A 22,468-nucleotide genomic window follows, 5' to 3' on the forward strand; every position below is an offset into this window, starting at 1 on the left:
CATACAAAACGGTGGATTCAATCGCCCGCAGGCGGCGCACTGCTGCTTTTCGCTGGACTACCCAGCATGCTGCGCGCGCGTCGAAGCACCAGCACCTGATACGCCGAACCCAGCAAGCGAATCAACTTGTCCATCACCCATGCATCCTTGCCCACCAGCACGCGACGCGCGTTTTTCTCCACCCCGGCAAGAATCTGCAGCGCTGCGGCGTCTGGCGTGGTGACGTTGATCAGCCGATTGGCGCGACGGCGGTGGGTTTCCTCATCTAGTCCGGTGGCGTCGACAATCTGCTTGTCGATGCGCGACGAGTTCACGATATTCGTGGCCACGCCGCCGGGGTGGATACTGGTTGCGCTGACCGGTGCACCCTCCAGATCCAATTCCATACGCAGCGCTTCGGTGTAGCCGCGCACGGCGAACTTGCTGGCGTTATAGGTGCTCTGGGTCGGCATGGCCATGAGACCGAACAGGCTCGATAGATTGATCACATGGCCTTCGCCGGAGGCGCGCAGATAGGGCAGAAACGCCTGCGTACCGTGCACCACGCCCCAGAAGTTGATGCCTATGATCCATTCGAAATCTTCGATGGTCGCCGTGGCCGCCGAGGCGGTATGCGCCACACCGGCGTTGTTGAAGATCAGATTGATCTTGCCGTGCGCGGCGTTCGACAGGCGTGCCCACTCGAATACCGCCGCCCGGTCGGATACGTCCAACATTTGGGTCGTTACCTTCACCGCGTGTGTTGCGCACAGCGCTGCGGTTTCCTGCAGGCCCGCCTCGTTGCGATCGCTGAGCGCCAGAGCGCAGCCGCGCCGGGCCAGCTCGACGGCGAGACTGCGGCCCATCCCCGATGCCGCGCCGGTGATAGCAGCGACCTTGCCCTTGAAGATCTGCACTGGACATTCCTCAACCACCACGCAAGTGTGGTGTTACGTGTCACCACTTTAAATTTTGCTCTTTCTGCTGTCAAATGAACGCATGAAAAAAACTGCTGAACCCCAAGCTGCCGGCCGGCCCTACGGCGGCGTCGCCCACGAGGACCGTGCCGCCGAGCGGCGCCAGGCGTTGATCCAGGCGGCGACCCAGGTGTTCGGCACGTTCGGATTTCGCAAGGCGACCGTGCGCGCCATCTGCCAGCAAGCCCGATTGAACGATCGTTATTTCTACGCGGCGTTCGACAGCACCGACCACCTGCTGCGCGCGACCTATGAACACCACGCCCAGCGGCTGCACGCAGCGCTGCAGCAGGCGATAGAGAGCCAGGGCGAACGCCTTGAAGAACGCATCGATGCCGGTCTGCGCGCATTTTTCGCTTTTTTACGCGATACCTGCGCGGCGCGCGTGCTGATGCTCGAAGTGATGGGCATCAACGCGGAAACCGACGCCACCTATCAGCGCAATTTGTCCGAATTCGCCAAGCAGATCATTGCCTCGGCCGACCCGACCACGCAGAACGCGCTGGGCGATCACGCCGATCAGCGCATTGTCGGCATGGCGCTGGTCGGCGCAATGACCAACGCAGGCACGGCCTGGCTGCTCTCGGGTTATCGCGACTCCGAAGAAAAGATGGTGCGCAACTGCAGCCAGGTATTGCTGGGAACTTACGCCTACGCCATCAAGCAGGCCCGTAACAGCCGATCGAACCGCGCCGCGCTGAACCATGCTGCCGTAAAAAACACCTCGCGAGTGCGACGCTAGGCGTAACCCAACGTCGCGAGACCCGCATGCTGCTCGATCGCCTTTTGAAACTGCCGCCACGCACGTCGCGCACCGTTCGGCATCGCGATGTGCGCATGACAATGCGCGATGGCGTGAGCCTTCTCGGTGACGTCTATCTCCCGGCAGAGCCATCGGGTCAGCCAACCGTATTGTTGCGCTCGCCGTACGGCCGCGGCAGCGTTTTCGGCCTGATGGCGCAGGCCTTTGCCAACCGCGGATATGCAACTGTCATCCAAAGCTGCCGCGGCACATTCGGCTCCGAGGGTCGCTTTCATCCCTTTTTCCAGGAGTCTGCCGACGGCATCGATACGGTGAGCTGGATCGAAAACCAGCCTTGGTTTGCCGGCCGTTTAGGCCTTTATGGCGGCAGCTATATGGGACAAGTGCAGTGGGCGATGGCGGCCGAATTGGGCGATCGCCTTTCCGCCATGGCCATGAGCGTCACCACCAGCGATTTTCAAGAAGCCATCCACGACGGCGGCGGCTTTCGGCTGCAGGATCTGCTGGTCTGGGCGCACCTGCTGGAGCATCAGGAGCGCAGCCATCGCTTGCGTAACGCCATCCGCGAACGTCTATTCGGCGATCCGCTTAAACGCTACTACGCTCGGTTGCCGGTCCACACCATCGACGTCGACGCGCTGGGCAGGCGGGTCGATTTCTGGCGCGAGTGGGCCACAGGCAACCCGCAGGACGAGCGCTGGGCGCCGATTCGTTTCACCGACACGATCGACCGCATCAAAACGCCGGTCAGCATGGTCACCGGCTGGTCGGATTTTTTATTCGCCTACCAGATGCGCGACTTTCAGGCGCTGAGGGCGTGCGGCTGCACGGCACGAATGACCGTCGGCCAGTGGACGCACTCGAGCATCGGTATGATCGGCGAAAGCCTGCGTGACGCACTGGAGTGGTTCGACATCCATCTCAAAGGTGCGAGGCCGGCGCGGGCGCAAGACCTCGATCGGGTGAAATTCTGGTTCAACGGGCCGAATGAATGGCGCTCGACAACCACATGGCCGCCGACCGATATCCGGACAACGCAACTTGCCCTGAGCGCCGACGGCCGCCTTTCCGATAACCACGTGACCCCTGGCGTTCGTTCATTCACCTACGATCCATCCGACCCGACGCCCAGCGTGGCCGGCCCCATGCTGGCGAACCGCAAAGGTCGCGGCGACGTTCGCACGCTCTGTGCGCGCAGCGATGTGTTGAGCTTCGACGGCCCAGCCCTCGAGCAAGCCCTCGACCTTATCGGCGATATTCGCGTGACGTTGACCACGTCATCCAGCAGACCGCATCACGATCTTTTTGTCTGCCTGTGCGATGTCGACGCTTGGGGGCGCACCGTCAACATCACCGACGGCTACACCAGGCTTCGACCATCGTCATCGCCTGACGCAAGCCCTCGCACAACCGTGCTCAAGACGTCCCCTGTCGCGTGGCGAGTGCCTCCCGGTCACCATCTGCGGCTGCTGGTATCCGGCGGTGCCTTCCCTCGATTTGCGCGCAACTTCGGCATCGATGAAAACGACGGCGGCGACGGCACGATGGCGCCAGTCGAAATCACCCTGCATTGCATCTCGGCCGACGCCTGTTTGCTGACTTTTTCAAGTAAAGCCGCCACATCAGCTCAGTGAAGCCGTGCATGGATGACCTGTGCATTGGCACCCCACCATCGCCATACGCAACCAAGCATCGAGCCGACTGGCCAGTGGATCCGAGGCCCTATTCATAGCCCCGCACAATGTCCGCGAGTTTGAGGGGCATCCATCGTGGTGTACCGCACGAACCGCTTCGGGTTTCGCTGCAAGCCGCGAAACCCGCATACAAAAATACCAGGCCGATGTGTCACCGGCCTGGTACGTTTGAATCAACTCATATATGCCTAACGACGGGGCACACAATCTCGAAAACGACTCAGCATGCTGACCGAGCAATAGAATCGGCTTGGCTCTATCGATGTTCGCTCCGATCGGGCTGCTTCGGCAGAGGCAATGGCATGCACCCGCCACTGGAATCGAAGGCTAAACCACCATACAAACCTTGCCGATCTTCGCCATCAGAGAATATTGAACAAGAAAGCCTTGGTTACGGCTTGGACTTTATTCGTCGCATTGAGTTTGGCAAGGGTGCTCGTGATATGAAACGTCACGGTACGCGCGGAGATTCCGAGAATGGTCCCAATTTCATCCGCTGTTTTCCCACCCGCGCTCCAACGCAAAACTTCAAGCTCGCGCTCGGTAAGTCGGTGATCGATATCCGCCCCCCATTCCTTGGTTTCAATCGCACTGATGAGACCATGGGTTACGTGGGAGAGCCAAACAAGCTGCGGTTCGATATCCGACAGTTCTCGCGCGCTGACTTTGTCGTGACTTCGTGCGAGAGAAAGCATTCCGGTGGTCATGAATTTGCCATGCGTGGCGAGCGCCCATCCATGCTGAACACCATGCGCCCTCGCCTCCTCCCAAAACTCCGGCTGGTCCCGGGACTCCCCGCTCGCCCAGACCACGGGGGCAAGGTCGCGAGAAGCTTGCTGAATGAGTGGATCCGTCTCTAAGTAATGATGTGAAAAATAGTGATCCAACCACTTATCCGGATAAGTGCTCGACCAGGTCACCGTGGGACTGCCGATAGGAAACGGCACACGAAGCACATAGGAACAGTACTCGAACCCCATTTTATCAACGATGGCGGCAAGTTCCTTCAAAATGCCGTCAGACGACGACGCCTTCGAAGACAATAGGTCCAGGCAATCTTCACGCCAAGTCTTCACACTGAACGATTCCCCTAATACTGTTCTTTCTAGCAGTTTGTTACCTTCCCAACTGCAGCTACGGTGTAGCGCCGCATCGACCCGGAGGCGCCATGAGGCTGCCAGCCCCATCAACATCGAAAGTCGCCCAAATCTGTTTGGACGGCTATATTCGTATGACCTTCGAAGTCTTTACCGGACTCGAGTTTACTCTTCGAAAGTCCTGGGAAGACAGCACTCTCAATGACGACCTTCGCCATGAAGGTATCGAAACCCACCACGCAGGCTACTGCGAATGGGAAACCGATGCCACACGAGCCGTCAGCATCGGATGGGCCTGGTTTGAGTGTCCCAATGGAACGCATGCCATTGCGCCAGGCGGCATCAGTACGAACGTGATGCTCATCACACCAAAAACCGGCTACGACTTGGGGCAGGCGAAAACGGAAGAGCTACTGCAAGCATGGCTTAGTGGTGAACCCTGGCAACCCAAGGAATGCGCACCGCCCTTGGCTATGAACCGTTTGTCGTCATAAAAACGCGACCACCTTACCCAACCAGAACCGCTACGCCTGGGTTAAAGCGTCGACATTTGAGCCAAAGTCAACTGTATGAGCTTCCAGTTATTCGTACCTGGGGAATCTCCTCCAATGCCGTCAATCCCCCTTTGTGGAGTAACGGCACATGTTTACAGTGGCAACTGGAACGGAAAGCGAGCTTCCCATCGGCCTCGAAATAGCGCTCGCCGCGTATCGGTATGAAGTCTTCATCAAGGCACTGCAATGGCAGCTGCCCGTCGAAAATGGTTTGGAGCGCGATCAGTTCGACCGACCGGACACACTATACGTCGTCGTCGGAGATGCCAATGGCATTGTGTGTGGTTGTGCGCGCCTGCTGCCAACGACCAAGCCCTACTTGCTCGATGAGGTGTTCCCGGAACTGATGAATGGCTCACCAGCGCCCCACTCCCCCGACACCTGGGAGCTGTCGCGCTTTTCAACGATGGCCCCCGGCGAATCGACTGCGCCTTCCCGGGAAGAGGCCAGGCGACGCTTTTGCTCCTTGTTCGCGTCGGTGGTTGAGGTCGCCTGCGCACAAGGTGCAACCCGCCTCATTACCTTCACCGCCCTTGGAGTCGAGCGAATTCTCAGAAGCATTGGCATACATGCGCACCGAGTTGGACCACCCCAGATGATTGATGACAAGCCCGTGCTCGCACTCTGGATTGAACTGGATGATAGGACCCGAAAGGCTTTGGGCTTACCCGCTATACCGGTAACTGCTAGCGAACAGTAAAAAAATACCCAGTCGAGGTCACCTCGACTGGGTATTTTTAGTCGTTCAATGTCGGTCAAATCCCGCCGAATCCTTGGTCCATTCCTTAGGACCGCCGACGTCTGAATTAAAAACTCAATGCCAAACCGGGGCTACTGCAAGAAATGACAGGTATCAAATGTGCTCTGCACTGCGGTAGGACGACTTACAGAGCCAACCGGCTTAAAGTGTAGGCCGCACCAGAACGCCAAAGCTTGTCTTCAAAAGGCGTTAGCACAAGCGCAGTACCAGCACTGGAGAGGTTCGCTCTCTGTTAATCAGTGAACCTGCTGCCAATGGTCCGCATCGCGCTTATCCGGTACTTTCCGCCCTCGTCTGGCCTGAATCGACTAGCAAGAATCGTTACAGCTCGATCCCATGAAGAGATTGGGCGTGAAGAAGCGTTTCCGAAGGACAGATCATCGGCTTACCGCGCGAAGCGGAGTCCGATCGGCAATAAGAGAGCTATGCCATTGGCTTGTCGGAGGCCATCTCTATCTGTCCGTAGCGCAGCAAATTCGGCGGATGACGGGGCGGCGCTACTCATTCTAAAACGCTTGCTCAAACGCTTACGACTACTGACCGACATCAATACGACTGGCCTAGGCCAAAGGTTTTAGCATACTGTAAAGTTTTGCAAAGCTTTCAAATGATGCATGAGCAACGGAACCCATGGGTTCCGATTCGCATCTCGACGACTCGCTCCCAGACCACAAAAAAGCCTTGAATAATCAAGGCTTTATGTAAACTGGCGGAGAGAGAGGGATTCGAACCCTCGATAAGGCTTTTGACCCTATACTCCCTTAGCAGGGGAGCCCCTTCGGCCACTCGGGCATCTCTCCATAATTCTCCACATCGCTGTGGAGCCGGCAAGGATACCGATCGACGTCATCAAGGTAAAGACTTGATGCTCAATCAGTGCTCGACGGCCTCATCGGCAGGACCGTCCGTACCACCTTCGCCCTTGATGCGCTGGTAAATTTCCTCACGATGCACCGCGACGGTCTTGGGAGCATTGATGCCTATGCGCACCTGATTGCCCTTGACGCCCAGAACGGTGACGGTCACCTCGTCGCCGATCATCAGGGTTTCGCCGACCCTGCGGGTCAGAATCAACATGATTGTTACTCCATAATTTTTTGTGTCATGGGCCTGTCGACCGATGGGCGCCTCACCCCTGAGCCTCCATCTGTCCACAATTCGACGATTGATCCATCGAAGGCCCTACCGCCTTCCCGGTTCACAGCCCTGACCCTAATGATTAGCTGTCATGACCGGCGACGCTACCGTTGCTTTGGTAACGTCGACATTCGACTGATACTAGCCGAGCGCCGGTATCCCGCGCAATGCGTCTGAACGATGACAAGGGGCATAACGCAACGTTTTCAGCCCCCGGTCAGTGGCTGGAAATCCACTGCGGTAGTTCAGCCAGCAGCTTGGGCAGTCCAGGGGCATCCGCACCGCCGCCCTGAGCCATGTCCGGCCTGCCGCCGCCTTTGCCGCCGATCTGTGACGCGATATGGGCGACGATATCGCCAGCCTTGATGCGCCCAAGCGCCTTGCCGTGCACGCCGGCAATCAGCGAGACGCGACCATCCGCCGCGCCCGCCAGCAGCACCACGCAATCGCCGAGCTGCTGCTTGAGTTGATCAACGCCATCGCGCAGCGACTTGGCATCGAGCCCTTCCAGCCTCGCGGCGACGACCTTGATCCCATCGACGTCCTGCGCCGTCACCGCAAGATCGGCGATGGCCGAACCGGCCGACTTGCTGCGCAGCGACTCCAGCTCGCGCTCGAGCTTTTTCTGCCGATCGAAGATCTGCCGCAGTTTTTCGACAGCGTCATCGCCGCTGCTGGACAAAAGATGCGAGAGTTCGCCCAGGCGACGCTCCTCGTCAGCCACGTAAGCCAGCGCACCGTCGCCGGTGACCGCCTCGATCCGGCGCACGCCGGAGGCCACGCCCGCCTCGCTGACGATCTTGAACAGGCCGATGTCGCCGGTACGGCTGACGTGCGTGCCGCCGCACAACTCGGTGGAAAAATCGCCCATCTTCAGCACCCGCACTTCGGCGCCGTATTTTTCGCCGAACAAGGCCATGGCGCCGAACTCGATCGCCTCGTCATACGCCATGTTGTGGATTTCAGCCTCGGCGTTGCGACGCACTTCGGCATTCACCATCGCTTCGACCGCGGCCAGCTCCTCGCGACTCATCGGCTTGAAATGCGAGAAGTCGAAACGCAGCCGCTCGGCCGCCACCAGCGAACCTTTCTGGGTGACGTGATCGCCCAGCACCTTGCGTAGGGCCGCATGCAGCAGATGCGTGGCCGAGTGGTTGAGTACGATGGACTGCCTGCGCAATGCGTTAACGCTGGCCTCGACCACGTCGCCGGTGCGCAGCGGCTGGGCGCCATGCCAGCGACCCGCGTGGCCGAAGAACACGCCGCCCATCTTCAGCGTATCGCGCACTTCGAGCCGGCCGGCGGTAGTGATCAGCTCACCGGTATCGCCCACCTGCCCGCCCGACTCGGCGTAGAACGGCGTGCGGTCGAGTATCAACAAGCCCTCTTCGCCATCGGCCAGCTCGCTCACCTGCTTGCCGTCGCGCACGATGCCGACGACCTTGCTGGCATCGCTGTACATCGCGTCGTAACCGAGAAATACGGTGGGCTTGAGCTGGCTGGCCAGGTCGGCGGGCATCAGTCCCTTCGCCTCGAAGCGGCCCGCCGCACGGGCGCGCTCGCGCTGCTCGTTCATGGCCTTGTCGAAGCCGTCCATATCCACCTCGAGCCCGCGCTCGCGCGCGATGTCGGCCGTGAGGTCGACAGGAAAACCGTAGGTGTCGTAAAGGCGGAAGGCGTCGGCGCCGGGTATCGTCTTGCCAGATTTTCCGGCCACGTCATCGAACACTCGCATGCCGTGTTCCAGCGTCTCGCCGAATCGCTGCTCCTCGGTGCGCAGCGCCTCTTCGACGAACGACTGCTTAGCGGCCAGTTCGGGATAGGCCTGGCCCATCTCCTCGACCAGCGGCTGCACCATCTTCCAGAAGAAGTCGCCGCGCACGCCAAGCATCCAACCGTGGCGCAAGGCGCGCCGGATGATACGGCGCAGCACGTAGCCACGGCCTTCGTTGGACGGCAGCACGCCGTCGACAATCAGGAACGCGCAGGCGCGGATATGATCGGCGATTACGCGCAGCGACTTATTGCCCAGATCAGTCGTACCAGTGAACTTGCCGGCCTCGGCAATCAGGTGCGCGAACAGATCGATTTCGTAATTGGAATGCACGTGCTGCAGCACCGCGGCCAGCCGCTCCAGGCCCATGCCGGTATCGACGCAGGGTGCCGGCAGCGGGCTCAGCGTGCCGTCGGGCGCGCGGTCGAACTGCATAAACACCAAGTTCCAGATTTCGATATAGCGGTCGCCGTCCTCGTCCGGCGAACCCGGCGGCCCGCCGGCAATATCCGCGCCATGGTCGAAAAAGATTTCCGTACACGGACCGCACGGGCCGGTATCGGCCATTTGCCAGAAGTTGTCCGAGGCAAACGGTGCGCCCTTGTTGTCGCCGATGCGCACGATGCGCTCGGCTGGCACGCCGATCTGCGTGTGCCAGATATCGAAGGCCTCGTCGTCGGTGTGATAGACCGTGACCCAGAGCTTCTCGGCCGGCAGCTTGAACACGCCGGTCAGCAGCTCCCAGGCGAAATGGATCGCGTCGCGCTTGAAATAGTCGCCGAACGACCAGTTGCCCAGCATCTCGAAAAACGTGTGGTGGCGCGCGGTATAGCCCACGGCATCCAGATCGTTGTGCTTGCCGCCGGCGCGCAGGCAGCGCTGCACGTCCGCCGCACGGACGTAGCCCGGCTTCTCGCTGCCGAGAAACACGTTCTTGAACTGCACCATGCCCGAGTTGGTGAACAGCAGCGTCGGATCGCTGGACGGTACCAGCGAGCTGGACGGCACGATGGTATGACCCTTGGAGCGGAAATAATCGAGAAAGGTAGAGCGGATTTCGGAGGTTTTCATGCGAATCGTCGTGGCCATCGGTCGGGAGGCCACGCCGCGCGCGAGCCCACGCGATGGACCCTGGCATCATCGCAGGATGATGGATTTCAGGGGCTGTCGTCGGCGGCTTCGTCCACGTCGGCGTGGGTAACACTCCGTACTGTGGAGCCGTCAAAGCCCCGGCGCAAGAGGAACTGCGCCCGCTTGGCGCGTTCGGCAGGGTCGGCGACGCCCACACTGCCATAGCGGCGGCGCAGCTGGGACGAGGCCGACGCGATCCAGTCGACTTCTGCGTCATTCAACAATGCGCGGATTCTGGCATCGCTGAGGCCATGGGTTTTCAGCTCCATGCGCAGTCGCATCGGGCCGTAACCCTGGGCGATCCGGCTGCGCAGCAGCACTTCGCCAAAGCGGTCGTCGTCCTGATACTGCTGCTCGCCCAGGCGCTCGATCGCCTCGGTGGTTTCCTCGCCCTCGTAGCCGCCCTGGCGTAGCTTGGTTTTCAGCTCGCGCTTGGAATGCTCGCGCCGCGCCAGCAGGCCCAGCGCCTTGTCGTAGGCGCTACGCTTGGGCTTGGCCGGGTCATCGGAGCCTGGGGAGCGTTTCATGGGGTTACCTCCGCCACAAACGCACATGGCCCGGACGAGCCGGGCCATGTTGCCTGCCTTGAAGCGTCAGGAGGCAAGACTCACGCTTCCTCGAGCGCCTCTTCGGCCGCGGCGGCGGCCGGCTTACCGACCGGCACCAGCAGGCGCTCGCGCAGCTGGGCGTCGACTTCGTTGGCGATGGCCGGATTGTCGCGCAGGAACTGGCGCACGTTTTCCTTGCCCTGGCCGATGCGGTCGCCCTTGTAGCTGTACCAGGCACCGGACTTGTCGATCAGGTTCTGGGCCACGCCCAGCTCGATGATCTCGCCTTCGCGCGACGTACCTTCGCCGTAGAGGATTTCGAACTCGCACTGGCGGAACGGCGGCGCCACCTTGTTCTTGACCACCTTCACGCGGGTTTCCGAACCGATGATCTCGTCGCCGCGCTTCACCGCGCCGATGCGGCGAATATCCAGGCGCACCGAGGCATAGAACTTAAGTGCGTTGCCGCCAGTGGTGGTTTCCGGGCTGCCGAACATCACGCCGATCTTCATGCGGATCTGGTTGATGAAGATCACCAGCGTGCCGGATTTCTTGATGTTGGCGGTGAGCTTGCGCAGCGCCTGGCTCATCAGGCGAGCGTGCAGGCCGACGTGGGAGTCACCCATCTCGCCCTCGATTTCAGCCTTCGGCGTCAATGCGGCAACCGAGTCGACCACGACCATGTCGACCGCGCCCGAGCGCACCAGCATGTCGGCGATTTCCAGCGCCTGCTCACCCGTATCGGGCTGCGACACCAGGAGGTCGTCCACTTTCACGCCGAGCTTTTCGGCGTAGGTGGGATCGAGCGCGTGCTCGGCGTCGATGAAGGCCGCGGTGCCGCCGGCGCGCTGGCAGCTGGCGATGGCCTGCAGGGTCATCGTGGTTTTGCCCGACGACTCCGGCCCGTAGATTTCCACCACGCGGCCGCGCGGCAGGCCGCCGACGCCGAGCGCGATGTCCAGCCCGAGCGAGCCGGTAGACACGGTTTCGATGGCTTCGTTGACACGGTCGCCCATGCGCATGATCGCGCCCTTGCCGAACTGCTTTTCGATCTGGCCGAGCGCGGAAGTGAGTGCCTTGCGCTTGTTGTCATCGATCGTCATGGTCTTGAATTCCGGTTGGTCTGAAAGAGGTGTCGCTGAAAGACGGGTGGGTCACTGGAGAGGATCATGCCCGGCGCGGGTCTCACGGGCTGCGATCACGGCGGATCGTTTCGCTACCGTCGCAGTATCCCACACCCGTCAAGCCGATCTGGCGGCGCGCGGCGCTTCATTCCGTCAGAATTTTGCGCAAACCGGCGAGCGCCGCCGCCACGGTCTGCCGCCTGACCGCCTCGCGATCGCCCGGAAAATGGAATAGCTGCGCACAACCGTAGCCGCCGCGCCGTTTCCAGCTGATCCAGACCGTGCCGACCGGCTTTTCCACGGTGCCGCCGGAAGGCCCGGCAATACCGGTGACAGCTACCGCCACGCCCGCACCAAAGCGCGCCAGTGCGCCGGAGACCATTTCCAGGGCGGTTTCCTCGCTGACGGCGCCGGTACGCTCCAGCGTGCGCGGATTCACCCCGAGCAGTGCCTCCTTGGCCTGATAACTGTAGGTCACCACGCCGGCGTCGAACCAGGTCGAACTGCCCGGCAGATCGGTCAGCGTCTTGGCAATCCAGCCGCCGGTGCAGGATTCGGCGGTCACCAGCATCAGCTTCTGCTCGATCACGATGCCCGCCACGTCCTTGGCCAGCTCGTGCAGATGCGTATCGGAAAAATCCATCGTGGAACTCGATGACTGATAAGGCCTGATTATGTCACGGCGCGTTCGCGTGCTTTTCGCAACAAAACCGTCGAAACCGTCGACGAACACCAGCCGCATTACACTCGCAGACCACCTTCCGCCGCTGTTCGGAGCCACGTCATGAAAGTATTTGTTCGTCCTGTTCTTGCGTGGCTATCGGTCGCTCTGTTTCTGGTGTTCGGCGCCCATTGGATGAGCGCACTGGCCAGCCCGATCGTGGGTGTCGGCCTCTTCGCCTGGCTGTTTCTGGTGATCATCTGGGTCGCATTCGGCGTGGTGCACGAGGCGGAAGAGCTCGCCCACATACTGGGAGAACCCTTCGGCACGCTGATTCTTACCCTGTCGATCGTGCTGATCGAAGTCGCGCTGATCTCCGCCGTGATGATCAGCGCGCAGGACGCCTCGACACTGGCACGCGACACCATGTTCGCGGTGCTGATGATCGTGCTGAACGGGGTGGTCGGCCTGGGCCTGCTGATCGGCGGCGCGCATCATCACGAGCAGTCCTACAACCTGCAGGGCGCGTCGGCCTACCTCGCGGTGGTCATTCCGCTGTCGACCATTGCATTGGTGCTACCGAAGTTCACCGCATCCACCTCGGACAGCACGCTGACCTCACTGCAAGCGGCCTGCTTTTCCTTGCTGACGATTGCGCTTTACGGCATCTTTCTGTGGCTGCAGACGGGACGGCATAGCGGTTTCTTCGTCGAGCCGGCCAATGGCGATCAGGCGGTGGTTGCCGAAGCCACCGTCACTGCGCCAGCAGCGTCCAAACGAAAGCTTTTCGGCCATGTGGCGATGCTGCTGGTCCACATTCTACCGATCGTCATTCTCTCCAAGAGCCTGGCCAAAGTGCTCGATCACGGCATCGCCGCCATGGGCGCGCCGCCGGCCCTGGGCGGTGTGGTGATTGCAATGCTGGTGTTCACGCCGGAAGGTATTTCCGCGCTGATCGCCATCCGCCGCAACCAGCTGACGCGTGCGATCAATCTCTGCCTCGGCGGCGCCACCTCCACCGTGGGACTGACGGTTCCCGCCGTCCTGATCATCGGACTGATCACCGGCCAGAAAGTCGTGCTCGGCCTGCCGCCGGCCAGCATCGTGCTGCTGGCGGCCACACTGATCCTCAGCGGACTGACGTTTTCCGGCTCGCGCACCACCATGCTGGAAGGGGCAGTGCACCTCTCGCTGTTCGCGGTCTTTCTGGTGCTGGTGTTCAGCCCATGAGACGACCGGCCCTGCCTTGTGCGCCCGGCCAGCATCCCTAGGAACACACCGCATGCGAAACTGATGGACTGACATTCCTTCGTCTGGCGGGTAAAGCCGCCGGACGTGTTCCGTCCCTGTTCCAAGCGACCACGCCAAGACCCGCATCGCATGACCCAAGACGATCTTTCCCAGCACACCCCGTTCATGCGCCAGTACCTGGGCGCCAAGGCGGCGCATCCCGATGTGCTGCTGTTTTTCCGGATGGGCGATTTTTACGAGCTGTTTTTCGACGATGCGCGCAAGGCCGCGCGGCTACTGGATATCACTCTGACCCAGCGCGGACAATCGGGCGGTGCGCCGATTCCGATGGCGGGCGTGCCGTATCACGCGGCGGAGAATTATCTGGCGCGGCTGGTGCGGCTGGGCGAATCGGTGGCGATCTGCGAGCAGATCGGCGATCCGGCGCTGGCCAAGGGCATCGTCGAGCGCAAGGTGGTACGCATCGTCACGCCGGGCACGGTGACCGACGCCGCTCTGCTGGAAGAGCGCCGCGACAATCTTTTGCTGGCGATCGCCGGCGGCCCGCGCGACAGCTACGGGCTGGCCTGGGTCGATCTGAGCAGCGGCCGCTTTCTGCTCAGCGAAGTGCCCCATGCCGAAGCGCTGGCCGCCGAACTGGCGCGGCTGCAGCCGGCCGAAACGCTGGTCGACGAAAACATCGCGTGGCCGAAATTCGTCGGCAACCTGCCCGGCCTGCGCAAACGGCCGCCGTGGCATTTCGATATCGACACGGCCAAGCGTGAGCTCAACCGTTTCTTCGGCACGCGCGACCTCGGCGGCTTCGGCGCGCACGATTTGCCGCTGGCCATCGCCGCTGCGGGCTGCCTGCTCGGCTACGTCGAGGAAACGCAGAAAAGCGCGCTGCCGCATCTGTCCGGCATGGCGGTGGAAAACGCCAGCGAGACGATCGCACTGGATGCCGCCACGCGGCGCAATCTGGAAATCGATACCCACCCCAGCGGCCGCACCGAACACACGCTGCTCGGCGTGCTCGATGAGACCGTCACGCCGATGGGCGCGCGCTTGCTGCGCCGCTGGCTCAACCGGCCGCTGCGCTCGCGCGAGGTGTTGCGTCTGCGGCATCAGGCGATCGGCACATTGATCGACGCCCGCCGTTACGAGGCCCTGCGCGAACCGCTGCGCGGCATCGGCGATCTGGAACGCATCCTCGCCCGCGTGGCGCTGCGCTCGGCGCGGCCGCGCGATCTTTCCACATTGCGAGACGGCCTTGCCGCAGCGTCTGGTATCAGTGCGCTCATCCATGAGCGCGAAGATCAAGAAGCGGCCATCCCTGGCCGCACTCCTCGAGAAGCGTCGCCCTTGCTGGCTTCTCTCGTCGAACGCATCGGCGACCACGCCAACATCGCCGAGCTGCTTACGCGCGCTGTGGTCGCGCAGCCGCCGGTACTGCAGCGCGACGGCGGCGTGATCGCCGACGGCTACGACGAGGAGCTGGACGAACTGCGCCGGCTGTCCACCCACGCCGATCAGTACCTGGTCGAACTGGAGGAGCGCGAGAAAGCCGCCAGCGGCATCACCACGCTGAAGGTCGGCTACAACCGCGTGCACGGCTACTACATCGAAATCACCAAGGCGCAGGCGGACAAGGCGCCGACGCACTACACGCGCCGCCAGACCACCAAAAACGCCGAACGCTACATCACCGAAGAGCTGAAAAACTTCGAAGACAAGGTGCTCTCCGCGAAAGAGCGTTCGCTGATGCGCGAAAGGGCGATTTACGAAGCGCTGCTCGACACGCTGATCGAACAACTGGAGCCGCTGAAATCCGCGGCCATCGCGATGGCCGAACTCGACGTGCTGGCCACGCTGGCCGAACGCGCCGACGCGCTGGACTGGAGCGCCCCTGAACTCACCGACATACCCGGCATCGCGATCGAGCGCGGGCGTCATCCGGTGGTGGAAAAAGTTCGCGACGAGCCGTTCGAACCGAATGACCTGATCCTAGGCGATCCGACCCGCGACGATGCCGCCGAGCGCAGCGCTCGCCGCATGCTGGTGATCACCGGCCCGAACATGGGCGGCAAATCGACCTATATGCGGCAGAACGCGTTGATCGTGCTGCTGGCCCATATCGGCAGCTACGTGCCGGCGACGCGCGCGACGATCGGCCCGATCGATCGCATTTTTACCCGTATCGGCGCCGGCGACGACCTGTCGCGCGGCCAGTCCACCTTCATGGTGGAGATGAGCGAAACGGCCAACATCCTGCACAACGCGACCGAGCACAGCCTGGTGCTGATGGACGAAGTCGGCCGCGGCACCAGCACGTACGACGGACTGTCGCTGGCGCGCGCGGCGGCCGTGCACCTGGCGGCGAGCAGCCGCTCCTACACCTTGTTCGCCACGCACTATTTTGAGCTGACCGAGCTGGCCGGCGAATATCCGTCGATCGCCAACGTGCATTTGGATGCCGTAGAATTTCACGACAAGAAGCTGGGCGAGCAGCTGGTGTTCATGCACGCGGTGAAGGACGGCCCGGCCAACCGCAGCTTCGGCCTGCAGGTGGCGGCGCTGGCCGGCCTGCCGAAATCGGTGATCGCCGACGCGCGGCGCACGCTGGCCGAACTGGAGCGCGGCGGTGCCGAGCATCATGCGTCGCGTAAACGGGGCTCCACGCAGTCGCCGCAGCTCGGCCTCTTCGGCATGCCGGCACCAGCCGCGCCCGAACCGTCGGCGCTCGACCGCGCTATGACCGAGATCGATCCGGATGCGCTGACCCCGCGCGAAGCGCTCGATGCGCTGTACCGGCTGAAAGGTCTGCTAACGTCGGGTTGAGCCGCCCAAAAATTTCGCGCAGGGATTTCGTCGTTGTCTTATCGCTCGACGCCAGATGCTGCCCCCGCTGTCGACGCCCATCCCCGGGCATCGCAGCTCGACGCATGGTCGGCGCGGCTCGAACTGCGCTTTGCCCGCCGCGGCGACACCACGGAAGCGGTGCATCGAAACCATCGCGGCCCTTTGCGCGTGCAACGCATGCTGTATCCCGAGGGTACCGGCTGCTGCCATGCCCTGCTGCTGCATCCGCCCGGCGGCATCGCCGGCGGCGACCGGCTTGAAATAGACGTCCACATGGAAACCGGCGCGCACGCCCTGCTCACCACGCCAGGTGCCGCCAAGTGGTACCGAGCCGGCGATGCCGCACCGGCACAACAGGCGCTGCATCTCACGGTGGATGACGACGCCTGCTTGGAATGGCTCCCGCAGGAATCGATCCTGTTCGACGGTGCCGAAGTGATCCAGGCGTGCCAGATCACCCTGGCGCCGCGGGCAGCGATGTTCGGTTGGGACATTGTGCAGCTGGGCCGGCTGGCGGCGAGCGAGCGATGGAACCGGGGCTTCTGGCAGCAGCGGCTCGCGCTATCCCGCGGCGATCGGCCGGTGTGGCTGGAACAGGCGCATCTGGATGCCCACGACCCGCTGCGCGATTCGCCGCTGCGGCTGGCCGGCCACCCGGTATTTGCCGCGGCCTGGGCGTGCTCGCCGCGACTCTCGGCCCAGCATGCCGACGCGCTGGCCGCTGCGCGCGCCACGGCATCGCGCTTCGATCTTCCCTGCGGCATCAGCTGGCTGGGGGCTCCTGCGGAGTTGCTGGTGATACGCGCACTCGGCGCCAGCGGTCACACAGTGCGTGAATTGTTCGAAGCGTTGTGGCATACCTTGAGGCCATGGAGCTCGGCCATGCCGCCGCAGCGGCCGCGCATCTGGTCTACCTGAGCCGCGACAAGCCAAACCCGTCGAGATGAACCATGGAACTGACGCCGCGCGAAAAGGACAAGCTGCTGATCTTCACCGCGGGCCTGCTGGCCGAGCGGCGCAAGGCGCGCGGGCTCAAGCTCAACTACCCCGAAGCGATCGCGTTTATCAGCGCGGCGATCATGGAAGGCGCGCGCGACGGCCGCAGCGTCGCCGAGCTGATGCACTACGGCACCACCCTGCTCGGCCGCGACGACGTGATGGACGGCATCGCCGAGCTGATTGCGGATATCCAGGTCGAAGCCACCTTTCCCGACGGGACCAAGCTGGTCACCGTGCACGATCCCATCGGCTGAACCCGCACCACTGAAGCCCTGAAATCTTGAGGATTGCCATGCACCGCACCCTGCCACGCCGCCTCATCGTCACTGCCGCCGCCCTGCTGCCCGCCATCGCGATGGCGCATCCGGGCCAGTGCGGCCACGGCTTTGGCTCCGGCCTCGCCCATCCGTTCACCGGCATTGACCATCTGCTGGCCATGGCCGCGGTCGGCTGGTGGAGTGCAACCACGCAGGAGCGACGCTGGTGGATGGTGCCGCTGGCCTTTGCCAGCTGCACGCTGCTGGGCGCGCTGATTGGCCTGAACGGTGTATTGCGGCTACCCGCCAGCGAAACCATGATCGCGCTCTCGCTGGTGGTCTTGGGCGCGCTGCTGATGAGCAAGCTGCGCCTGCCGACGGCGGCCGCCTGCGGCATCGCGGGGGCTTTCGCACTGTTTCACGGTTATGCGCACGGCGTGGAGATGCCCGCCTGCGGCATGGGCGAGCCGTGGCTGGCCGGCATGGTGACCGCCACGGCGCTGCTGCACCTGGGCGGCGCGCTGGCCGGACGGTTGGCCGCCAAGCACGCCGATTGGGCCACGCGACTGGCCGGCGGCATCACCGCACTGACCGGTGTCGCGCTGTTGACCGGAGTGATCAGCGCATGAAGCCCAGCCCGATGAACGGCGGTGGCCGCATTCCCGGCGAATACCTGATCGACGATGGCGAGATCGCGCTCAACGTGGGCCGCGAAAAACTCACCATTGCGGTGGCGAATACCGGCGATCGCCCGATCCAGATCGGCTCGCATTATCACTTCGCCGAAACCAATACGGCGCTGCATTTCGACCGCGCCGCGGCGCGCGGCTTTCGCTTGGATATCGCCGCCGGCACCGCGGTGCGCTTCGAACCCGGGCAGTCACGCGAGGTCAGCCTGGTGGCGTTAGACGGCGATCGGATCGTCTACGGTTTCAATGGCGACGTGATGGGGCGGCTCTGATGGATATCTACGCATGACCACACTCAACCGCCGCGCCTACGCCGAAATGTTCGGCCCCACCACCGGCGACCGCGTGCGGCTGGCCGACACCGATCTGATCATCGAAGTGGAAAAGGATTTCACCACCTACGGCGAGGAGGTGAAGTTCGGCGGCGGCAAGGTGATCCGCGACGGCATGGGCCAGAGCCAGCGGCAGACCGCCGACTGCGCCGATACGGTGATCACCAATGCGCTGATCGTCGACCACTGGGGCATCGTCAAGGCCGACGTCGGCCTCAAGCACGGGCGCATCAGCGGCATCGGCAAGGCCGGCAACCCGGACATCCAGCCAGGTGTGACCATCGTCATCGGCCCCGGCACCGAGATCATCGCTGGCGAAGGATTGATTCTTACTGCCGGCGTCATCGACAGCCATATCCATTTCATCGCCCCGCAGCAGATCGAGGAAGCGCTGATGTCCGGCGTCACCACCATGCTCGGCGGCGGCACCGGGCCGGCTACGGGCACCAATGCGACCACCTGCACGCCCGGACCCTGGCATATGCAGCGCATGCTGGAGGCGGCCGAAGCGTTTCCGATGAACCTGGGTTTTCTCGGCAAGGGCAATGCCAGCCTGCCTGAAGCACTGCACGAACAAATCCTCGCCGGCGCCATCGGCCTGAAGCTGCACGAGGACTGGGGCACCACGCCCGCCGCGATCGACTGCGCGCTGCGTGTGGCCGACGAAACGGATACGCAAATAGCCATCCATACCGACACGCTCAATGAATCGGGTTTCGTCGAAGTGACGCTGGCCGCGTTCAAGGGTCGCACCATCCACACGTACCACACCGAGGGCGCGGGCGGTGGGCACGCGCCGGACATCATCAAGGCGGCCTCACTGCCGAACGTGCTGCCCAGCTCGACCAATCCGACCCGCCCCTTCACCGTCAACACGCTGGACGAACACCTGGACATGCTGATGGTCTGCCATCACCTCGACCCGGGCATCGCCGAGGACGTGGCGTTCGCCGAAAGCCGCATCCGCCGCGAGACGATTGCCGCCGAGGACATCCTGCACGACCTGGGCGCGTTCTCGATGATCAGCTCCGACTCACAGGCGATGGGCCGCGTCGGCGAGGTGATCCTGCGTACTTTCCAGACCGCGCACAAGATGAAGGTGCAGCGCGGTTCGCTGGCCGGCGACCCGGCGCGTCACGACAACGGCCGGGTCAAACGCTACTTGGCCAAGGTCACGATCAACCCCGCAATCACGCACGGCATCAGCCACGAAGTGGGTTCGATCGAAGTCGGCAAGTGGGCCGACCTGGTGCTGTGGAAACCGGCGTTCTTCGGCGTGAAGCCTGCGCTGATTCTCAAGGGCGGCAGCATTGCGGCAGCGCCGATGGGCGACCCGAATGCCTCGATCCCCACGCCGCAGCCGGTGCACTACCGGCCGATGTTCGGCGCCTTCGGCCGCAGCCTGACGCAGAGTTCGCTGACCTTCGTATCGCAAGCGGCGCTGGATGCGGGACTGGGCGAACGACTCGGCCTGCAGAAGAAACTGGTCGCGGTGCGCCACTGCCGAAGCATCGGCAAGGCCGACATGATCCACAACGCGGCGATGCCCGATATCCAGGTCGATCCGCAAACCTACGTGGTGACCGCCGATGGCGAGCGGCTTTGGTGCGAGCCGGCCGAGGTGCTGCCGATGGCGCAGCGTTACTTCCTGTTTTGAGTACTTGGTTTGAAAGCAACTTATTTTGAGATCAGCGCATGCTGATGATTCATCGTCATCTCGATGCATCGACGAAGCGACAAGCCGACGACGTGCCGCTCGAACTCGCATTCGACACGCGCAAGCGCAGCCGGCACCGGCTCATGCTGCCCGACGGTCGCGAGCTGGCATGGGCGCTGATGCCCGGGCTGACGCTGCGCCCCGGCGACCGGCTGCAGACCGACGACGCCTCGGTGTTTGTGGTGGTGGCCGCGCCCGAGCCAGTGCTGCGCGTGACCGCCGACACGGCGATCGCGTTGACGCGCGCGGCCTATCACCTGGGCAACCGGCATATCGCGGTCGAGGTCGGCGACGGCTATCTGGCGATTACGCCCGACCCGGTGCTGCGCGACATGCTCGATCAGCTCGGCGTGCAGGTCGACGCGATCGAAGCGCCGTTCCAGCCGGAAACCGGCGCCTACGGCGGCGGCCACAAGCACGGCCACGACGCCACGTTTGCGGAGGATTACGCGCTGGCGCAGGCCGTCTTCCGCCGACACGAGCCCAACCTTTCGCCGCTGCGCGACCCGCATGAGCGCTGATCGCTCGAGCCTGCCTGCTCTGCTGCAGCTGGCGTCGGCGGCGCTGCCGGTCGGCGCCTTCAGCCATTCGCTGGGGCTGGAAGCCGCGCTGGAAGCGGGCGTCGTGCGCGATGCCGCCAGCGCCGAACAGTGGATTGCCGATTACCTCGCACTGGCCTGGGCCGAAGGCGAGGCGCCGCTGTGGCGCGCGCAGTACGCCGCCTGGCTGGCGTTGGATGAAAGCACCCTGCTGTCGATCAACGACCAGCTGGTCGCCATGCGCGAAACCGCCGAACTGCGCTTGGAGAGCGAACAGACCGGCCGCTCGCTGGCGCTATGGCTACTGGCGCTGCCGCAGTTGCCCACGCTCACCGACGCCCATCGCACGGTGCTGGGCCGACTGTATCCGCCGGCCTACGCCAGCGTGCACGCGTGCGCGGCGACCGTGCTCGGCCTGAACGAGCGCGATGCGCTGCAGGCGATGGGCTGGAGCCTGGCGGAAAACCTCACCACCGCAGCGGTGAAGCTGGTACCACTGGGCCAGATTGCCGGACAGGCGATGCTGCGCCGCCTCGCCAGCCAACTGCCGGCCTGGGTCGAGACAGCGATGGCCCGTGCACCAACCCAGGCCCGCAATTTCACGCCGATGCTGGGCATTCTGTCCGCACATCACGAAACCCAATACACGAGGCTGTTCCGCTCATGAGTATCGCCACCGCATCACGCACCCATATCACCCGATCGCCCCGCACGCGCGCGCTGCCGCCGCTGCGCGTGGGCATCGGTGGCCCGGTCGGCTCGGGCAAAACCACCTTGCTGGAAATGCTGTGCAAGGCGATGCGCGACCGCTACGACCTCGTGGTGATCACCAACGACATCTACACCAAGGAAGACCAGCGCCTGCTCACTGTCGCCGGTGCGCTGGAACCCGAGCGCATCATGGGCGTGGAAACCGGCGGCTGCCCGCATACGGCGATTCGCGAAGATGCCTCGATCAATCTCGAAGCGATCGAACGCATGCTCGACATCTACCCCGATGCCGACATCGTGTTTATCGAATCCGGCGGCGACAATCTAGCCGCGACGTTTTCGCCCGAGCTGTCGGACCTCACCCTCTACGTGATCGACGTGGCCGGCGGCGAAAAGATTCCACGCAAGGGCGGCCCCGGCATCACGCGCTCCGATCTGCTGGTCATCAACAAGACCGACCTGGCCCCGCACGTCGGCGCCTCGCTCGAGGTGATGCGCGAGGACACCTTGCGCATGCGCGGCGACAAGCCGTTCGCGATGACCGACCTGCGTCGGCAGAACGGCCTGGATCAGGTCATTCGCTTCATCGAAACGCAGGGCCTGCTGCTGCCCTGACCGGCGTCATCCACGCTGACGCATTGAGACAAACTTGCCGGCTCCGCTCTTGCCGAACGCTTTTGCTTGCATACGCAGCGAGTGTGCGCAGCACGACGCCCGACCCACTGCCGACCTCATCACGAAGCGCATACGCCAGTGCTGCCGGATGCTGCGGAACAGCAAAATTGTCATAGGCCAGCGCTATCGTTTACATAAAAATAATCTAGTTCTATTGATGATGCAGAGCGCGTAGATTCCGAAGGACGGTACGTCACCCGCCAGCCACTCTTGTCCGCCACTCGCAAGGAGCCAGCACCATGAGCAACGATCGCCACACTC

21 protein-coding genes and 1 tRNA gene are annotated in these 22,468 nt (G+C 63.0%); 14 read left to right on the forward strand and 8 right to left on the reverse strand.

Going from position 1 to position 22,468, the window contains the following annotated elements; translation table 11 throughout:
• Positions 1–17: 17 nt before the first annotated feature.
• Positions 18–896: an SDR family NAD(P)-dependent oxidoreductase gene (locus HDE76_RS07725; RefSeq protein WP_184506452.1), complete on the reverse strand. Its 879-nt coding sequence runs from the start codon at positions 894–896 to the stop codon at positions 18–20.
• An 82-nt stretch (positions 897–978) separates the two neighbouring features.
• On the opposite strand from HDE76_RS07725, the gene HDE76_RS07730 reads away from it, so the two are divergent.
• A complete protein-coding gene (locus HDE76_RS07730; protein ID WP_179477233.1) occupies positions 979–1,698 on the forward strand; it encodes a TetR family transcriptional regulator in 720 nt (239 codons plus the stop codon).
• A gap of 26 nt (positions 1,699–1,724) precedes the next feature.
• Positions 1,725–3,353: a CocE/NonD family hydrolase gene (locus HDE76_RS07735; RefSeq protein WP_184506454.1), complete on the forward strand. Its 1,629-nt coding sequence runs from the start codon at positions 1,725–1,727 to the stop codon at positions 3,351–3,353.
• A gap of 422 nt (positions 3,354–3,775) precedes the next feature.
• On the opposite strand, the gene HDE76_RS07740 is transcribed toward HDE76_RS07735, so the two are convergent.
• A complete protein-coding gene (locus HDE76_RS07740) occupies positions 3,776–4,606 on the reverse strand; it encodes an autoinducer binding domain-containing protein (RefSeq protein ID WP_179477235.1) in 831 nt (276 codons plus the stop codon).
• Between HDE76_RS07740 and HDE76_RS07745 the strand changes: the two genes are divergently transcribed.
• Both HDE76_RS07745 and HDE76_RS07750 read left to right on the forward strand, forming a co-directional pair.
• The gene (locus tag HDE76_RS07745) at positions 4,582–5,004 is read left to right on the forward strand and encodes a DUF4902 domain-containing protein (RefSeq protein WP_255457617.1); all 423 of its coding nucleotides are present in this window, start codon (positions 4,582–4,584) and stop codon (positions 5,002–5,004) included. The two genes, HDE76_RS07740 and HDE76_RS07745, sit on opposite strands and share 25 nt — an antisense overlap.
• 148 nt (positions 5,005–5,152) lie before the next feature.
• The gene (locus HDE76_RS07750) at positions 5,153–5,764 is read left to right on the forward strand and encodes an acyl-homoserine-lactone synthase (RefSeq protein ID WP_179477237.1); all 612 of its coding nucleotides are present in this window, start codon (positions 5,153–5,155) and stop codon (positions 5,762–5,764) included.
• Between the two features lie 767 nt (positions 5,765–6,531).
• On the opposite strand, the gene HDE76_RS07755 is transcribed toward HDE76_RS07750, so the two are convergent.
• The 6 genes from HDE76_RS07755 to HDE76_RS07780 all read right to left on the reverse strand — a co-directional run bounded on the left by HDE76_RS07755 (position 6,532) and on the right by HDE76_RS07780 (position 12,181).
• A tRNA-Ser gene (locus HDE76_RS07755) sits at positions 6,532–6,624 on the reverse strand.
• A 73-nt stretch (positions 6,625–6,697) separates the two neighbouring features.
• Positions 6,698–6,901 carry a carbon storage regulator CsrA gene (csrA, locus tag HDE76_RS07760; RefSeq protein WP_179477238.1) on the reverse strand — a complete coding sequence of 68 codons (204 nt, stop codon included), beginning with the start codon at positions 6,899–6,901 and terminating at the stop codon, positions 6,698–6,700.
• 277 nt (positions 6,902–7,178) lie between these two features.
• Entirely contained in the window at positions 7,179–9,806 is a 2,628-nt protein-coding gene (alaS, locus tag HDE76_RS07765; protein ID WP_179477239.1) for an alanine--tRNA ligase, read from the reverse strand.
• Between the two features lie 86 nt (positions 9,807–9,892).
• Positions 9,893–10,393, reverse strand: a complete 501-nt coding sequence (locus HDE76_RS07770; protein ID WP_255457618.1) for a regulatory protein RecX — start codon at positions 10,391–10,393, stop codon at positions 9,893–9,895.
• 80 nt (positions 10,394–10,473) lie between these two features.
• Entirely contained in the window at positions 10,474–11,511 is a 1,038-nt protein-coding gene (recA, locus tag HDE76_RS07775; RefSeq protein ID WP_179477555.1) for a recombinase RecA, read from the reverse strand.
• 172 nt (positions 11,512–11,683) lie between these two features.
• Entirely contained in the window at positions 11,684–12,181 is a 498-nt protein-coding gene (locus tag HDE76_RS07780; protein WP_179477241.1) for a CinA family protein, read from the reverse strand.
• Between the two features lie 141 nt (positions 12,182–12,322).
• On the opposite strand from HDE76_RS07780, the gene HDE76_RS07785 reads away from it, so the two are divergent.
• The 10 genes from HDE76_RS07785 to ureG all read left to right on the forward strand — a co-directional run bounded on the left by HDE76_RS07785 (position 12,323) and on the right by ureG (position 22,147).
• Positions 12,323–13,429, forward strand: coding sequence for a calcium:proton antiporter (locus HDE76_RS07785; protein ID WP_184506456.1), 1,107 nt, complete (start codon positions 12,323–12,325; stop codon positions 13,427–13,429).
• 150 nt (positions 13,430–13,579) lie between these two features.
• Positions 13,580–16,267 carry a DNA mismatch repair protein MutS gene (mutS, locus tag HDE76_RS07790; protein WP_184506458.1) on the forward strand — a complete coding sequence of 896 codons (2,688 nt, stop codon included), beginning with the start codon at positions 13,580–13,582 and terminating at the stop codon, positions 16,265–16,267.
• A 33-nt stretch (positions 16,268–16,300) separates the two neighbouring features.
• Positions 16,301–17,206: an urease accessory protein UreD gene (locus HDE76_RS07795; RefSeq protein WP_184506460.1), complete on the forward strand. Its 906-nt coding sequence runs from the start codon at positions 16,301–16,303 to the stop codon at positions 17,204–17,206.
• 32 nt (positions 17,207–17,238) lie between these two features.
• A complete protein-coding gene (ureA, locus tag HDE76_RS07800; protein ID WP_184506462.1) occupies positions 17,239–17,541 on the forward strand; it encodes an urease subunit gamma in 303 nt (100 codons plus the stop codon).
• 38 nt (positions 17,542–17,579) lie between these two features.
• Positions 17,580–18,173: a HupE/UreJ family protein gene (locus tag HDE76_RS07805; protein WP_184506464.1), complete on the forward strand. Its 594-nt coding sequence runs from the start codon at positions 17,580–17,582 to the stop codon at positions 18,171–18,173.
• A complete protein-coding gene (locus tag HDE76_RS07810; protein WP_255481476.1) occupies positions 18,170–18,505 on the forward strand; it encodes an urease subunit beta in 336 nt (111 codons plus the stop codon). The genes HDE76_RS07805 and HDE76_RS07810 overlap by 4 nt, the downstream gene beginning before the upstream one ends.
• A 13-nt stretch (positions 18,506–18,518) precedes the next feature.
• The gene (gene ureC / locus HDE76_RS07815) at positions 18,519–20,222 is read left to right on the forward strand and encodes an urease subunit alpha (protein WP_184506465.1); all 1,704 of its coding nucleotides are present in this window, start codon (positions 18,519–18,521) and stop codon (positions 20,220–20,222) included.
• A 38-nt stretch (positions 20,223–20,260) separates the two neighbouring features.
• On the forward strand, positions 20,261–20,803 hold the full coding sequence (ureE, locus tag HDE76_RS07820) for an urease accessory protein UreE (protein ID WP_184506467.1): 543 nt from the start codon (positions 20,261–20,263) through the stop codon (positions 20,801–20,803).
• On the forward strand, positions 20,793–21,488 hold the full coding sequence (locus tag HDE76_RS07825) for an urease accessory UreF family protein (RefSeq protein WP_184506469.1): 696 nt from the start codon (positions 20,793–20,795) through the stop codon (positions 21,486–21,488). The genes ureE and HDE76_RS07825 overlap by 11 nt, the downstream gene beginning before the upstream one ends.
• Positions 21,485–22,147, forward strand: coding sequence for an urease accessory protein UreG (gene ureG, locus HDE76_RS07830; protein WP_184506471.1), 663 nt, complete (start codon positions 21,485–21,487; stop codon positions 22,145–22,147). The genes HDE76_RS07825 and ureG overlap by 4 nt, the downstream gene beginning before the upstream one ends.
• Positions 22,148–22,468 lie beyond the last annotated feature (321 nt).

Source organism: Rhodanobacter sp. ANJX3 (assembly GCF_014200755.1).
Taxonomy (GTDB): Bacteria; Pseudomonadota; Gammaproteobacteria; order Xanthomonadales; family Rhodanobacteraceae; genus Rhodanobacter.

What these genes read in the sequence shown, in the direction of transcription:
- HDE76_RS07770 (WP_255457618.1), bottom strand. Translation starts at nt 10,393, where the DNA reads ATGAAACGCTCCCCAGGCTCCGATGACCCGGCCAAGCCCAAGCGTAGC.
- alaS (WP_179477239.1), bottom strand. Translation starts at nt 9,806, where the DNA reads ATGAAAACCTCCGAAATCCGCTCTACCTTTCTCGATTATTTCCGCTCC.
- HDE76_RS07805 (WP_184506464.1), top strand. Translation starts at nt 17,580, where the DNA reads ATGCACCGCACCCTGCCACGCCGCCTCATCGTCACTGCCGCCGCCCTG.
- ureE (WP_184506467.1), top strand. Translation starts at nt 20,261, where the DNA reads ATGCTGATGATTCATCGTCATCTCGATGCATCGACGAAGCGACAAGCC.
- HDE76_RS07735 (WP_184506454.1), top strand. Translation starts at nt 1,725, where the DNA reads ATGCTGCTCGATCGCCTTTTGAAACTGCCGCCACGCACGTCGCGCACC.
- ureC (WP_184506465.1), top strand. Translation starts at nt 18,519, where the DNA reads ATGACCACACTCAACCGCCGCGCCTACGCCGAAATGTTCGGCCCCACC.
- HDE76_RS07750 (WP_179477237.1), top strand. Translation starts at nt 5,153, where the DNA reads ATGTTTACAGTGGCAACTGGAACGGAAAGCGAGCTTCCCATCGGCCTC.
- HDE76_RS07740 (WP_179477235.1), bottom strand. Translation starts at nt 4,606, where the DNA reads ATGTTGATGGGGCTGGCAGCCTCATGGCGCCTCCGGGTCGATGCGGCG.
- HDE76_RS07730 (WP_179477233.1), top strand. Translation starts at nt 979, where the DNA reads ATGAAAAAAACTGCTGAACCCCAAGCTGCCGGCCGGCCCTACGGCGGC.
- ureG (WP_184506471.1), top strand. Translation starts at nt 21,485, where the DNA reads ATGAGTATCGCCACCGCATCACGCACCCATATCACCCGATCGCCCCGC.
- HDE76_RS07810 (WP_255481476.1), top strand. Translation starts at nt 18,170, where the DNA reads ATGAAGCCCAGCCCGATGAACGGCGGTGGCCGCATTCCCGGCGAATAC.
- HDE76_RS07780 (WP_179477241.1), bottom strand. Translation starts at nt 12,181, where the DNA reads ATGGATTTTTCCGATACGCATCTGCACGAGCTGGCCAAGGACGTGGCG.
- HDE76_RS07825 (WP_184506469.1), top strand. Translation starts at nt 20,793, where the DNA reads ATGAGCGCTGATCGCTCGAGCCTGCCTGCTCTGCTGCAGCTGGCGTCG.
- ureA (WP_184506462.1), top strand. Translation starts at nt 17,239, where the DNA reads ATGGAACTGACGCCGCGCGAAAAGGACAAGCTGCTGATCTTCACCGCG.
- csrA (WP_179477238.1), bottom strand. Translation starts at nt 6,901, where the DNA reads ATGTTGATTCTGACCCGCAGGGTCGGCGAAACCCTGATGATCGGCGAC.
- mutS (WP_184506458.1), top strand. Translation starts at nt 13,580, where the DNA reads ATGACCCAAGACGATCTTTCCCAGCACACCCCGTTCATGCGCCAGTAC.
- HDE76_RS07785 (WP_184506456.1), top strand. Translation starts at nt 12,323, where the DNA reads ATGAAAGTATTTGTTCGTCCTGTTCTTGCGTGGCTATCGGTCGCTCTG.
- HDE76_RS07745 (WP_255457617.1), top strand. Translation starts at nt 4,582, where the DNA reads ATGAGGCTGCCAGCCCCATCAACATCGAAAGTCGCCCAAATCTGTTTG.